Source organism: Sorangiineae bacterium MSr11954 (genome assembly GCA_037157815.1).
GTDB classification, from domain to species: Bacteria; Myxococcota_A; Polyangia; order Polyangiales; family Polyangiaceae; genus Pendulispora; species Pendulispora albinea.
On the sequence record CP089984.1, the window covers coordinates 2,307,797 to 2,320,693 of the forward strand.

Annotated in this window: 9 protein-coding genes; 5 read left to right on the forward strand and 4 right to left on the reverse strand. The window is 66.4% G+C overall.

From position 1 onward, the window contains the following. Positions 1–273: 273 nt before the first annotated feature. Together ligA and LZC94_09470 are read right to left on the reverse strand one after the other, a co-directional pair. Positions 274–2,217, reverse strand: a complete 1,944-nt coding sequence (ligA, locus tag LZC94_09465) for an NAD-dependent DNA ligase LigA (GenBank protein ID WXB17493.1) — start codon at positions 2,215–2,217, stop codon at positions 274–276. Positions 2,218–2,878: 661 nt separating this feature from the next. Continuing rightward, positions 2,879–3,097, reverse strand: coding sequence for a hypothetical protein (locus LZC94_09470; GenBank protein ID WXB17494.1), 219 nt, complete (start codon positions 3,095–3,097; stop codon positions 2,879–2,881). Positions 3,098–3,730: 633 nt separating this feature from the next. Between LZC94_09470 and LZC94_09475 the strand changes: the two genes are divergently transcribed. From LZC94_09475 to LZC94_09495, 5 genes are all read left to right on the forward strand, one after another. Further along, complete coding sequence (locus tag LZC94_09475) at positions 3,731–6,709, forward strand: serine/threonine protein kinase (protein WXB17495.1); 2,979 nt, start codon at positions 3,731–3,733, stop codon at positions 6,707–6,709. Next, positions 6,669–6,875: a hypothetical protein gene (locus LZC94_09480; protein WXB17496.1), complete on the forward strand. Its 207-nt coding sequence runs from the start codon at positions 6,669–6,671 to the stop codon at positions 6,873–6,875. Before LZC94_09475 ends, LZC94_09480 begins: the two co-directional genes overlap by 41 nt. Before the next feature lie 516 nt (positions 6,876–7,391). After that, positions 7,392–9,581 carry a prolyl oligopeptidase family serine peptidase gene (locus LZC94_09485; GenBank protein WXB17497.1) on the forward strand — a complete coding sequence of 730 codons (2,190 nt, stop codon included), beginning with the start codon at positions 7,392–7,394 and terminating at the stop codon, positions 9,579–9,581. A gap of 4 nt (positions 9,582–9,585) precedes the next feature. Next, positions 9,586–10,833, forward strand: a complete 1,248-nt coding sequence (locus tag LZC94_09490; GenBank protein WXB17498.1) for a cupin domain-containing protein — start codon at positions 9,586–9,588, stop codon at positions 10,831–10,833. A 137-nt stretch (positions 10,834–10,970) separates the two neighbouring features. After that, positions 10,971–11,519, forward strand: a complete 549-nt coding sequence (locus LZC94_09495) for a sigma-70 family RNA polymerase sigma factor (GenBank protein ID WXB17499.1) — start codon at positions 10,971–10,973, stop codon at positions 11,517–11,519. Here LZC94_09495 and LZC94_09500 read toward each other — a convergent pair. Continuing rightward, the gene (locus LZC94_09500; GenBank protein ID WXB17500.1) at positions 11,516–12,103 is read right to left on the reverse strand and encodes a DoxX family protein; all 588 of its coding nucleotides are present in this window, start codon (positions 12,101–12,103) and stop codon (positions 11,516–11,518) included. The genes LZC94_09495 and LZC94_09500 overlap by 4 nt on opposite strands. Then, positions 12,100–12,708, reverse strand: a complete 609-nt coding sequence (locus LZC94_09505; protein WXB17501.1) for a TetR/AcrR family transcriptional regulator — start codon at positions 12,706–12,708, stop codon at positions 12,100–12,102. The genes LZC94_09500 and LZC94_09505 overlap by 4 nt, the downstream gene beginning before the upstream one ends. Positions 12,709–12,897: the final 189 nt, after the last annotated feature.

Consider the following 12,897-nt stretch of genomic DNA (forward strand, 5'->3'; position numbering starts at 1 on the left):
CTGTAGGGACGGGCAATTCCCTAATGCCGTGCCGGTCACGCCCACACATCGCCGCGATCGCGGGCGTTCGGGACACACGGTCCGCGGTTCGTTGGCGGATGAGTCGGAGCACCAGCCCACCATCATCCCACCATGATTGGGAGTCGATAGGGTTCGTTCAACATCACGCGTGCATGTCCTGAAGCGCGACCGTGGATGTTCCATGGCGCGCGTGCAGATTCAATGCGCCGCGCGGCGCATTCTGCCGCACCGCGCAAGGCGGGCTCGCTGCGACTACGACGCTTTGTCGCTCTCCAACATCGCCAGGAGCTCGTCCTCGGAGAGCACCTTGAGGGTGGCGCCCTGTCCAATGAGCTTCTCGGCGGCTTTTTCCTTGGTCGACTTGGGGCCGCTCTTGTCCGCGCCCACCACCAAATACGTCAGTTGTTTGGTGACGCTGCTGAGCACCGCGCCGCCCAGCGCGCGCACGCGCTTTTCGGCCTCGCTGCGGGAGAAGGCCACCATCTTGCCGGTGAACACGAACGACATGTTGCTGAGCGGGCCCTCGGCGCCGCCGTCTTGGTGCGCGGGCGCCGCGATGGTGACGTGCTCGCGCAGCGCCTCGATGACCGGGCGGGCCTCGGCCAAGCCGGCGACCACGCTCTTCGCGATGGACGAGCCGATGCTGTGCGTCTCGAGGAGCTCCTCTTCCGTCACCGCGAGCACGAGGTCGAGGGTGCGGTATCGATCGGCCAAAATGGCGGAGACATGTTTTCCGAGCTCCGAGATACCGAGCGCGCGAAGGAAGGTCGCGAGCTCCAGATTGCGCTTCTTGTCGACCTCCGCCACCAGCTTTTTGGCGATCTTCTCGCCGCATCGCTCGAACTTTGCGATCTCCTCCCATTGGAGTTTGTAAAAATCGACGGGGGAGCGGAGGATGCCCGCATTGTAGCCGTGCTCCAGAATGGCGTCGCCGAAGCCGAGCATGCCCACGGTGGCCGCGTAGTGCGCGAGCTGCCCGATGACCGCGGCTTTGCACGTATTGGGCGTGGTGCAAAAGATGAAATCGCGCTCGCGCACGACCGGCGAGCCGCAGCTCGGACATTGCTCGGGGATCGGCACGGGCTCGGTGCCCGGGGTGGTGACGTTCTCCAAGTTGGGAATGACGCCGCCGCGCCGGACGAGGGTGACGTGCGCGCCCAAGGTCAGCCCCAGGCTCCCGATGAAGGCCACGTTGTGCAAGGAGGCGCGGGTGACGGTGACCCCCGAGAGGTTCACGGGTTCGACGATGGCCACCGGGGTGATGGCCCCCGTGCGCGCCACCGACCACTCCACCTGGCGGAGCACCGTAATACCGGAGTCGCCCTGGAACTTGTACGCAATGGCGAAGCGGGGATGGTGCGACGTCTGCCCCAATCGGCGCTGCTCTTTGATGGAGTCGACTTTGTAAACGACGCCGTCGATTTCGTAGTCCAGATTCGGCCGCCACTCGGTGAACTTTTCGAAGCCCTCCATGATGCGGTCGCGCTCGAGCACCAGGTAATCCATCTTCGCAAAGCCGAATCGGACGAGCTCCTCCAGCTCCGTGACTTGGGAGTCGGCCTTGGTGCCAATGAGATCGTAGGCCGCGAAGGAGAGCTCGTAGGCCGCCGATTTGGCCTTGTCTTTTTGCTTGATGGCGCCCGCCGTGAGGTTGCGCGGGTTGGCCATGCCGGCGGCCTTGAACTTGGCAAAGACGGAGAGGCGCATGTAAATCTCGCCCCGCACCTCGATGGTCTCCTTGGTCGGGATCTTCGCGGGGACGTCTTTGATCTCGAGGACGTTGACGGTGATGTCGTCGCCCACCTGGCCATCGCCGCGGGTGGCGGCGACCTTGAGGCGGCCGCCCTCGTAGTGCAGCGCGCAGGCGATGCCGTCGAACTTGGGCATGGCCACCACCTTGCCGTCGAAGGACGAGGCCCACTCTTCGAGCTCGGCGGGCTCGTAGCATTTGTCGAGCGAGAGCATCGGCTCTTTGTGGCGGAACTCTTGGCCGAGGACGCGGGCGGGGTCTTTGCTAGGGCCCATCTCGGAGAGCACGGGGGCGTCGGGGGCGAGCTCTTTCAAGCGGCGTACGAGCTTGTCGTAATCGACGTCGGAGATTTCGGGGGTCGCCAGATCCCAATACAGTCGATTGTGGTGTCGGATTTCACTCTCGAGACGTTCGATTTCGGCCTTTTCCTTGGTGCTCTTGCTCACGAGTTCTCCGATTCTCTCTTCTAGATCTTCCAGACGCTTCGATACGGCAACGGTCGCCACGCGAGGATCTGCCCTGCGGTTGGGGTCGAGATTAGCAGGTCATGCGTCGCTTGCGGGGCTCGCGAGGGCCCGCCACAGCGCCGAGCGCGGCTTGGGAACCCTCGGCGCAGAGCAGCGCCAGGCACGTGGCGATTGGCTCCCGGTCGTCGGGGAACGCGAGCACGCCTCTCGTGCGGCCGGGGAACGCGAGCGCGCCTCTCGTGCGGCGGCAGGTGATGGTCGGAAGAAATCGACCAGGCGAGGTCGATGACGACGGGCGGGTGATGACAACCGCCAGGGCGCCATCGTCGCCCGGTGTTCGATAGGAATGGATTCAGAGACGCGGGAATGTCACGCCGCAAACGCGGGCGAGCGCTTCGAGCTTCGGTTGGCTGGCGCGGCCAATCACGTATTCGCCGCCGCACGATGGCCATCCGCCTCGCGCTCGCACCGCCGTTGCTTGCGCGCGCCGTCCGGTGGGAGGCGCGGGTGCAGGCCGCGCCGCCTTCGCGCGCGGCATCTCAGCCAGCTTGCGCGTCTTCTCGGAAGAGCTTACGAGCAAGTTGGTGGCGATCTTCCCTTTCTGATATTTTTGTTTTCTCACTCCGCTGGAACGCGGACGTCAGACGTGCCACTTGCACGTGGTCTTTCGCGCGCGCGCCGGCCGAGGGCAAAATCGGCACCGTTCAACGTTGTCGCCGCCGCGCGTCGAGGTGGAGGGCTGGTCCTTCCAGCGCCGGACGACGGCCGCCGCCTCCCGGACTTCACGGCGCCATTTGGTCACCATTTCCACTTGGGAATGATCGCCCGTCAAATAGAGACGATTTTCTTCGGATAGCATGCTCAATGCCAAGTCTTCGAGCGCATAGCCGAGTCGTTCCAGCGCGTCATCGATGGGAAGGGCGATCTCTTGGCTCTCACGGATCGCACCATACGTGGGGTCTGCCTCACTCGGGTGCCGTGGAGCCCCCCCGTGCGCTTCGTACCTTTCGCGATCCTCGCGGATTCGTTGGTCTTCCGGGTTTTGCGTGTTCGGCTCGGTTTGGCGGTGTTTTTGCCGATGTTGGTGGGCGCGTTCGACAAGGAAGGGTGAAGAGGCGTTCGGATCTGGACGCATGATTCCCCCATGCGCAACCGCGTGGCGGCTGCGAGGCCAGTGGTCGTCTATTGGTTAAAGGGGGAAGAGCGCCTTTTGAATGTACGAGGTGAAACAAATTCGTTTGTTCTGCGTAAGTTACTGTGGGTGCCTTGCGGGAACGTCCGCTGTCGAGGTACAATTAGGGATTTTTCGCGTCGTGCTTAGAATGGACTTGCGATCGCGCGGGAGGGGAACCACCATGCGAGCGTTTGGTTACGGTGGCGGGGGGCTTCGGACGCCTTTGGTTGCCAGATTTGGAACCCGAAGAGGCCAGGCAATGAGCAGGGGCACGCGGTTCAGCCGTCGCTCGTTCCACCCGTGCGCGCGGAGCGTGCCGTGAGCGCGGTCTCCCCAGTGGCCATGTTCTCCAAAGAGGCCGAAACGCTCGACGCGACGGCGCTCGACATGCCGACCGGTGCGCCGCCCAAGGTCGGAAGCCGTATTCGTGAATACTTACGACTCGACCGATTTCTGGAGCGCACGGAAGATTGGGCCCTGTACCTCGGCGACGATGAAGAGTCGTCGCAATTGGTGCTTGTCGTCATCGCCACATCGGAAGAAGCTCTAACGCGCTGTTTGTCGGGGCCTGCCAAGGGGGTCGTCCTCAAGCGCACGACCTTGGCGTCTTTGTTCGTCGCGGAGATCATGCTCGAGGAGCATCACTATCTTCGATTCGGCGAGCGATTCCTTTCCGTGCGAAGCATTCCGACGGAGAGCCCGACCCTCGTCTCCCCCAGCTCGCCCCACGAGGCATGCCTCTCCGACGGCAGCATCTTTGCAGGTCGCTATCGCATCGATGGCGTGCTGGGACGCGGCGGCATGGGCGAGGTGTACCGCGCGTTCGACGATACGTTCCAGCGCGCCGTGGCCCTCAAGGTCGTTCGCGTGGACATGTCGGACGAGACCACGGACCACCGCGACGAGTCCAAGCGCCGGCTGCTCAACGAGGCGCGCTTGGTGTCGGTGCTCAAACATCCGCACATCGTCGAGGTGTACGACGCCGGGGAGAGCTCGGGCCTGGCGTATTTGGTGCTCGAGCTTTGCGACGGCGGCAGCCTTCGAAAGGCGATGAGCGAGGGCGCGAGCGAGGCCGATCGACTGCGGTGGATCATCGAAATTGCGGAGGCGCTGGCGCACGCGCACGATCAAGGGATCATCCACCGCGACGTCAAGCCGGAGAACGTGATCCTCACGCGCGATGGCGTGGCCAAGGTCGCCGACTTCGGGATCGCCAAGGCGCTCGCGCGCGATCGCGCCGGCAACAGCACCGGCATCGTGGGCACCCCGCGGTACATGGCGCCCGAGCAGATCCTCGGCGGCGCCGTCGATGCGCGCGCCGATCAATACGCGTGGGGCCTGGTCGCCTACGAGCTCCTCAGCGGCTCGCACTGGCGATCGCGCGACGCCGGTCCGCTCCGCGATGGACATCTCGTCACCGGCGATCCCGCGGTGCCCCCGAGCTTCCGAAGGGTGCTCGCGCGCGTGCTGTCCAACGATCCGCGCGCGCGTTACGACGACGTGCGCACGCTGCTCGGCGAGTGGAGGCATCCCACGGGGCGGCGCCGCGCGTGGCCCCGGACCCTCGCCATCATCGCCGCGTCGATGGCGCTCGTGGCGGGCGCCTTCACCTTGACCCGGCAAAGCGCGGGTCAATCGGGCGCTCGCAAGGTGGCCCTGGCCTCGCCGAGCGCGGACGAGCCGGCCAAGCACGCGGGCGAAGGTTTGCCCTCGTCGTTCGCGCGGCCCGAGGACTCGATGCAGCCCGAGGCGCGCGCCGCCTACGACGCGGCCGTGCAACTGTGGGTCGACGCTTCGTCGCAAGACGCCCTGGCCTCCCTGGCCATGGCCACGCAGCTCGACACGTCGTTCGCGCGCGCGCACCTCTTGTACGCGCTCATCGACGACGTGACCGCGGACGCGCGGCAGCACTGGCAGCTGGCCGCGCAGCATCGCTCCAAGCTGTCCTCGCGCGATCGGGATCTGCTCGACGCGCTGGGGCCGTCGCTTCACGATCCGGTCGATCTGGAGGAGACGCGCACCTTGCTGGAGCGCCTCGAAAAGCGGTTTCCGGAGGATCCGGATATCCCCTTGTTCATCGCCAGCCGGTATCTGCGCGCATGGGATGGCAAACGGGCGCTTCCCTTCGCGGATCGTGCGATGGAGTGGCCGCGGCCCATCGCGCGACTCATGCGCGCTCGCTGCTTGGCCAAGCTGAATCGGGTGGAGGATTCGCGGGCCGAGTACGGCGCGTGCTTCGCCTCGTCGCCCTCGGCCACCGGGTGCTTGCGTTGGAACGCCAAGCTCGACGCGGCGGAGGGGCGCTGCCAGAGCGTGGAAAATCTCGCCCGGCAGCTCATCGCGGCGGCGCCCAACAACCCCGATGGTTACTACTTTTTGGCGGGCGGGCTGGTGGGGCAGACCGCGTCGATGCCGTCGGCCCAGGCGGCGCTCGAGACGCGCTGGCTGGTCGCGCCCGAGTCGGGGCGCACCTGGCTGCGTCTGCAGGACACCTTTTACCTGCAGGTCTCCTCGGGTGCTTTCGACGACGCGGAGCGCACGCTCGATGCCTGGCAGGCCGAGTCCTTGCGCTTCAGCGACGCGGACCATCGGGGGCGGCCGGCGGTCGAGCGTCTCTTGCTCAACCTCGAGCTGGGTCGCACCAAGAAGGCGGCCTCTCTGGCGCGAACGTATCTCGAGCAAAGTCGGGCGTGGACGGAGGGCGCATCGATCGTTTTCGACATCGAGGCGTATCGCGTCCTCTATTGGTCGCACGCGATTGACCGTACCGAGTTCGATCGTCTACGAGCGGCATGGTTGCTCGCCTCGGAACACCGCCGGGCGGGCATGAACGAGATGGCGCTCTATCGTTGGTACGAAGGGTTCGTGGAGCCCGTGGCCACCGAGGAGGATGCGGTGCTCGCGGTATCCCGGCGACCGGAAGGTATGGAGGAACCGGATCGAGAACTCATGCAGACCCAGTCGATGCAGAGGTTGGGCCGGATGTATCTCTTGGCTGGGCAAACGGATCAAGCGCTCGTTTTCTTAAAGAGATCGGTCGAGTCGTGCTTTTACCGATACCCCTTTCATCAAATGTGGGCGAATCTCGATTACGCGGCGGCGGTCAGCCAGAAAGGTGATACCGCGCTCGCCCTTAAATCGATCGATACCATTCTCCACAGATGGGGTAACGACCCACGAAGCAAGACCCAACGCGAGGCGCGGGACCTGGCCGCGCGCCTTCGCTACCGATCCCCCAAGGAAAGCGAGCATCCCCATGGCAGACAACCGTTCGATTCCCCGCCACGAGGAAGATGATCCTGCGCGCCTCGCCAGCCGCGCATCGCAGACGAGCGAGAGCTCCAAAAAAGCCGAAAAATCGGGTGAATCGAGGCAGATGAACCTGGTCCGAAAGTTCGTTGCCGTCCGAACCCGGCTGCGCGCGGGCGGCCCTCCGTCCATCCTCGATCCCGATCCGAAGTAGCCCGATCCGAAGTGCCGGTCGGCGCCGCCCGATCCGAAGTAGGCCGATCGGCGCCGCCCGATCCGAAGTAGCCCGATCCGAAGTAGCCCGATCCGAAGTGCCCGGTCGGCGCCGCCCGATCCGAAGTAGCCCGATCCGAAGTAGCCCGGTCGGCGCCGCCCGATCCGAAGTAGGCCGATCGGCGCCGCCCGATCCGAAGTAGCCCGATCCGAAGTGCCCGGTCGGCGCCGCCCGATCCGAAGTAGGCCGATCGGCGCCGCCCGATCCGAAGTAGGCCGATCCGAAGTAGCGATCGGCGCCGCCCGATCCGAAGTAGGCCGATCCGAAGTAGCGATCGGCGCCGCCCGATCCGATGTAGACCGATGCAGTCCGATCCGGCGTAGCTCGATTCGTGCAGCCCGATCCGACGTAGTCCGATTCGTACAGCCGATTCGAAGTAGGCTGATCCGAAATAACCGATCATGTCGAGTCCGCATATTTGTCCATCGGGTGCGGGCGCCACGAGGGATTCGTTCGATGACGTTTCGTGTTCTGTTTCTCATCGTGGTGCTCGTGCCCGTATGGGCATGCCGGAGCAAGAGCGCGCCCATCATGTCGTCCGCATCTTCGTCGCACAAACCGCCCGCGCACGAACCCTCGCCCCCGGTGGCCCCCGTGCGGCCCGTGCTCGATACGTATTTCGGTGTCGGGGTCACCGACCGATACCGCTGGATGGAAAACGATCCGTCCCCCGAGTACGGCACGTGGCTCGCGGAGCAGAATCAACACGCACGCCGCGCGCTCGACCGCATCGTGGGACGCTCGAAGGTGGCCGGCGACATCCGCGCGATCACCCGCGACGTCGATACCATCGTGGACATCCAGGACACCGAGACGTCCACCGTGCTCTCGCGCAAGCCCGCCGGCGCGATCTCCGCGAAGCTCTACGTGCGCGATGCGCACGAGCGGGATGGCCGCGGCCGCGAGGCGGGCGAGCGGCTCGTGTTCGATCCGCCCGGCGGCGCCACCCTCGACGGGTTCACGGCATCGCCCGATGGCCGGTTCGTGATCGTGCTCACCTCGAGCCGCGGCACCGAGGAACGAACGGCGCACGTCCTTCGCACCGAGGGCGCGCAGCCGCTCCCGGATCGGGTCGAGCGCCTGCGCGATCCGAGCATCGCATGGCTGCCGGGCGCGCGGAGCTTCGTGTACACGCGCTATCCGGAGGCGGGGAAGCCCGATCGCCTCGCGCGCTACAAGAACGCCGAGGTGTGCGTCCACGCCATCGGGACCGACGCCGCGGCGGACAAGGTGGTGTTCGGCGGCGTCGCGCTCGGCGGGGCGCCCGACGATTACCCGGTGGTCGCCCTCACCGAGGGCAGCCCCACGGCGCTCGGCATCGTCTACCACGGCGTGCTCCGCGAGATATCTCTTTACGTCAAGCCGCTCTCCGAGCTGGAGAGCCCGTCCAAGTGGCAAAAGCTCGCGGGCCCGGCGGACGCGATCACCGAGGTGGCCGCGCGCGAGAACGAGCTTTACCTCCTCTCGTTCCACGGCGCGGACCGCGGCCGCGTTTTACGGCTGCGCGAAGGGGCTGTGTCCCTCGCCTCGGCCACCACCCTCGTGCCCGAGGGCGAGGACGTCCTCGAGCAAATCCGCCCCGCGCGCGATGGCATCTTTACGTTGGCCCTCCGGCGCGGCGTGCACCGGCTGGCGCACGTATCGGCCACCGGCGAGCGCCACGAGGCGCCGCTCCCGGCCGAAGCCTCGGTGGAGAGCTTTCGTTCGCGCGGCGCCGAAACGACCGCCGTGCTTCGCACCGAGAGCTATGTGACCTCGCCCGTGTGGATGCGCTGGGAGGGGCGCGATTCGGCCCCCGTTCCGGTCTCGTTCAACCCCCGGCCGATGGCCTTCGCCGGAGTGCGGGTCGAGCGCACGGTGGCCACCAGCTCGGACGGCACCGCGATCCCGCTCACCCTCCTCGTGCCGCAGGGCGCGGCGCGCGACGGCAAGTCGTATGTCTGGCTCCTCGGCTACGGCGCCGGCGGCTACAGCCTTTCGCCCAAGTTTTATCCCTACCGCGATGCGTGGTTGAAGCGCGGCGGCGTCTGGGCCATCGCGCACATTCGCGGGGGCGGCGAGCTGGGCGCGGCCTGGCATCGCGCCGGCATGAAGGGGAACAAGGAGCGCTCGATCGACGACTTTTTGGCGTGCGCCGAGAAGCTCGTCAAGGACGGGTACACCACACCGCAGCGCATGGTGGCCAACGGTCGAAGCGCGGGCGCCATCGTGGCCGGCGGCGCGATGACCCGCCGCCCCGATCTCTTTCGCGCCGTGGTCTTGACCGCGGCGGGGGCGAACATGCTCCGGCTCGACACCTCGCCGGTGGGGGCCGAGAACGCGAGGGAGTTTGGCTCCACCAGCACCCAAGAGGGCTTCGAGGCGCTCCTCAAGATGGACACCGTGCAGCGCGTCCGCGACGGTCAGCCGTATCCGGCGCTGCTCCTTCAAACGGGCGCCAACGACCCAAAGCTGCCCAGCTGGCACTCGGGCAAGCTGGCGGCGCGCGTTCAAGCCGCGTCGACCAGCGGCCGCCCGGTGCTGCTCAGCGTGGCCGCCAACCAAGGACACCACGACGATACGGCCGAGCAAGTCGCCCAGAGCTACGCCGACGCCTTCTCATTCGCCTTTTCGCAGTTGGGCCACCCCGATTTCCCGTCGCGTTGATGCCATGAGCTCACCTGCGCTCCTCCCCACCGTCGAATCCTGGATATGGCCGCTCGGGCTCTCCGAGTTTCGGGAGCACTACTGGCTGCAGCGTGCGTACGTGCGCGACCGAGGCGCCTCGGCGCTGGGCGCATACGGCCATATCGGACCGGCGGCCGGTGACGCCGACGACCTCGAGTGGTTCCATACCCTGGGCGGCCGCGCGCGCGTGCCGATTCACGCGGGCGGGCGCCTGGCCAGCGTGGCCAATGTCTCGCTCCAGGAGGCGATCAAGTTCTATCGCGCCGGCCAAACCGTATATGTGACGGACGCCGAGCCGCTCATTCCGAGCGCCCGCGCGCTGGCGCGAACGTTCGATGTGCCGCCCTCGCACGTGGAGTGCAATCTTTATTTGTCCACCCGGGGATGCCGGACCACACCCCATTTCGACGCCACGGAGACCTTCGTCATCCAACTTCGCGGCACGAAGATCTGGCAGCTGGCCGACAATTCCATCGCGCCCTTGCCGCTGATGCATTGGCACCTGGAGAGACCGGTCCCCGCGTCGATTCGCAACTACGTGCCCGGCGAGTGGCCATCGTCGATGCCGGCGGACGCGCGCACCATCGTGGCCACGCCGGGGATGGTGATGTACGTGCCGCGCGGGACGTGGCACGCGACCGAGACGCACGAAGAGTCGCTCTCGGCGCACGTGCACTACCGCACCGCGTGCTGGGCCGACCTCGTGCAAATGACCATTCACCGGGAGCTGACCCGCCATCGCGCATGGCGAAGGGCGGCCCTGGGGCTGGGCGAAGATCCGGGCGAGCGCGGTCGCGCGGCGGCGGAGCTCGGACCGCTCTTGGCTCGCCTCGCCGAGGATCTGGCGGGGCTGACGGTGTCGGATCTTCTTGGCCCGCTCGACTCGGGCGCGGTGGGCGCGCGCGCGGGGTGGCCTGAGGATGGTGAGAGCCTCGATGCCGTGCGTTATAAGCGGGTGGCGCTGGCCTCGGTGGGCATCGAGTCGACGTCGGACGACCATCGAACCAAGATGGTGCGCTTCGTCGTCTCGGGGCCGCTCCATGAGCGGGTGACCGAGTACGAGCTCCCCGAGAGCTTTGCGCCGGCGTGCCTCTGGGTGCGGGCGCAGTCCTTGGCGACGCAGTTCGGGGTGGACGATCTGGTGCGGCTCGGACCCTCGCGCGCCGAGGCGAGGGAGATTCTGCCGGCGCTGGAGGCAGCGGGGGTCATCGAGCGCGTGGGACGGGCGTAGACCTCGTACGATGTGAATCCGTGATGATGTGAATATGGGACGGTATGAATCCGTAACGATGTGAATCGGTGAATGTGCAAACGTCTCGAACGACGCTATGATGCGAGCGACTCGAGCTGCAAGGGTTGTCTCGTCCCATGCTTCTTACCGCGCGCTCCCAGCTCATCATCGAGCTTCTCCCCGTGCTCTGCGCGGGGATTCGCCCCGTGCGTCTCCGGCCGTGCTACGCGGACGATGCTCTTCAACAAAGCCTCGTCGCATTGGTCCCCCACATGGAGCGGCTCGCGCAGATGCCGAAACGCGAGCGCTCCGCCTATGCGTTCGTGGTCGCCTCGCGCATGGCCATGGCCGAGCGAAGGCGTCTCGGCATCGAGCTCGCGCGCGGCTCCGAGGACGAGGTCCGCGCCTGGGAGCGCGAGGTGGCGCGCCGGAGCGCCACGCCCGAAGAGGTGCTGCGCGTGGCCGAGGGGGCCGAGGAAGTGGCGCGCGCGTTCGGCGCGTTGAGCACCCGCGATCGCTCCGTCGTTCTCGCCATCAACGACGATGGGCTCTCGGAACGCGAGGCGGCGCTCAAGCTCGGAATGACCCACGGGGAGGTCGCCTACCGCCTGCGGCGCGCCCGCGGCGGTCTTGCGCGGGTGTGGTTGGAGACGTCGTCGTGGGTTCGCCGCAAGCGCCCCACCTAGCTCGCTCCGCGTTGGTGCGCGTAATGGGGTAGAAGATCGCGCTGGGCGGCGTCACGGCCAAAGCGCCGGGCCAGGAGGGCGTCGAGGGAGAACCTGCCGGGGCCGATGCCGAGGAGCACGGCCGACATGGCGATGAAGAGGCTGGCGAGCTCGGAGGAGCCGGAGCCGGCGATGGATTGCCCACCGGCGCGGGCGAGCCACGTGGGGTAGATGCCCCAGGGCTCCCCGGGGCCCGGTGTGGCCATGCCGACGGTGAGCCGGATGAAGGGCTCGTGCATGGGGATGTGCCAGGTGAGGATGCCCATCACCATGGTGAAGAGGATCCCGGCGGTGGCGATGGGCGTGAGGAGGCCGAGGATCCAGGCGATTCCACCTCCGAACTCGGCAAAGGCGCCCAAGAATTGAAGCGCGCCGGGCATGGACGCCGAGGGGCCCATCCAGGTGAAAGGGGTCATCATTTTGGTGGAGCCATGGATGGCCATGGCGGTGCCGGCCAGCACGCGCAGAACCAGGAGCCCGGTGGACGCTCGTCCATCGACGTTACCGCGGCCAAACACATAGGGGAGAAGGGTATTCGTATTCATGGTGCGATCTCCGAAGCATGGCTGTTGATGAGAGAGAGACCCATCTGCACGGCCGCCCCAACGAGCACCGGATCGGTCTCGGTCTTTCCGACCACCGTCATTCCTTGAACGAGGACGACCAGGTGGCGCGCGAGGGTTCGTGCGTCGTGGGCTCGATCGATTTGCCCCAGCTTTTGGGCGGCCAAGATGGCCGGTTCGAGCGCCTCCGCCAGCTTGGTGAACCCGTCGCGGACGAGGGCCTGAATCTCCGGATCGTGGGGCGAGAGCTCGGCGGCGGTATTGGCCAGAAAGCAGCCGCGCTGGCGGGTCTGGCCCGTGCTGCAATGCTCCGCCCGGAGGCGCAAATAGCGCTCAATCCCTTCGCGCGGCGTGGGGGCAGCCGCCAAAATGGACTGGATTTCGCGCGGTCCCCACTCCGAATAGCGCGCCAAGGCCGCCAGAAAGAGGGACCGTTTATCGCCGAACGCCGCGTAGAGGCTCCCTTTGAGCAGCCCGGTGGCCGCCTCCAAATCGCGAACGGAGACGGCGTGGTAGCCCATTCGCCAAAAGCAATCGATGACGCGCTCGAGAACTTCGTCATCGTCGAAGGTCTTGGGTCGGCCCATGCGGATCGTTCCTGTGCCCCGCCGTTTTGGGGGCGCTGAAGTTGTTGGACGATCGTTCAAATAGGGGTTGTTGGACGACCGGTCAAGTACGGGGCGCGCGAAATTCTCGGCCAAAGGACATCGAGGCGCCTGCCGTCCCAGGTCTCGGGCCTTCGGCTAGCATCGTCGATGAGCCTTCGCGGAGGGTGA

Bases quoted from the DNA above. Each gene is read 5' to 3' on its own strand.
- LZC94_09470 (WXB17494.1), bottom strand. From the start codon at position 3,097: ATGCTATCCGAAGAAAATCGTCTCTATTTGACGGGCGATCATTCCCAA.
- LZC94_09480 (WXB17496.1), top strand. From the start codon at position 6,669: ATGGCAGACAACCGTTCGATTCCCCGCCACGAGGAAGATGATCCTGCG.
- LZC94_09485 (WXB17497.1), top strand. From the start codon at position 7,392: ATGACGTTTCGTGTTCTGTTTCTCATCGTGGTGCTCGTGCCCGTATGG.
- LZC94_09490 (WXB17498.1), top strand. From the start codon at position 9,586: ATGAGCTCACCTGCGCTCCTCCCCACCGTCGAATCCTGGATATGGCCG.
- LZC94_09495 (WXB17499.1), top strand. From the start codon at position 10,971: ATGCTTCTTACCGCGCGCTCCCAGCTCATCATCGAGCTTCTCCCCGTG.
- LZC94_09500 (WXB17500.1), bottom strand. From the start codon at position 12,103: ATGAATACGAATACCCTTCTCCCCTATGTGTTTGGCCGCGGTAACGTC.
- LZC94_09505 (WXB17501.1), bottom strand. From the start codon at position 12,708: ATGGGCCGACCCAAGACCTTCGACGATGACGAAGTTCTCGAGCGCGTC.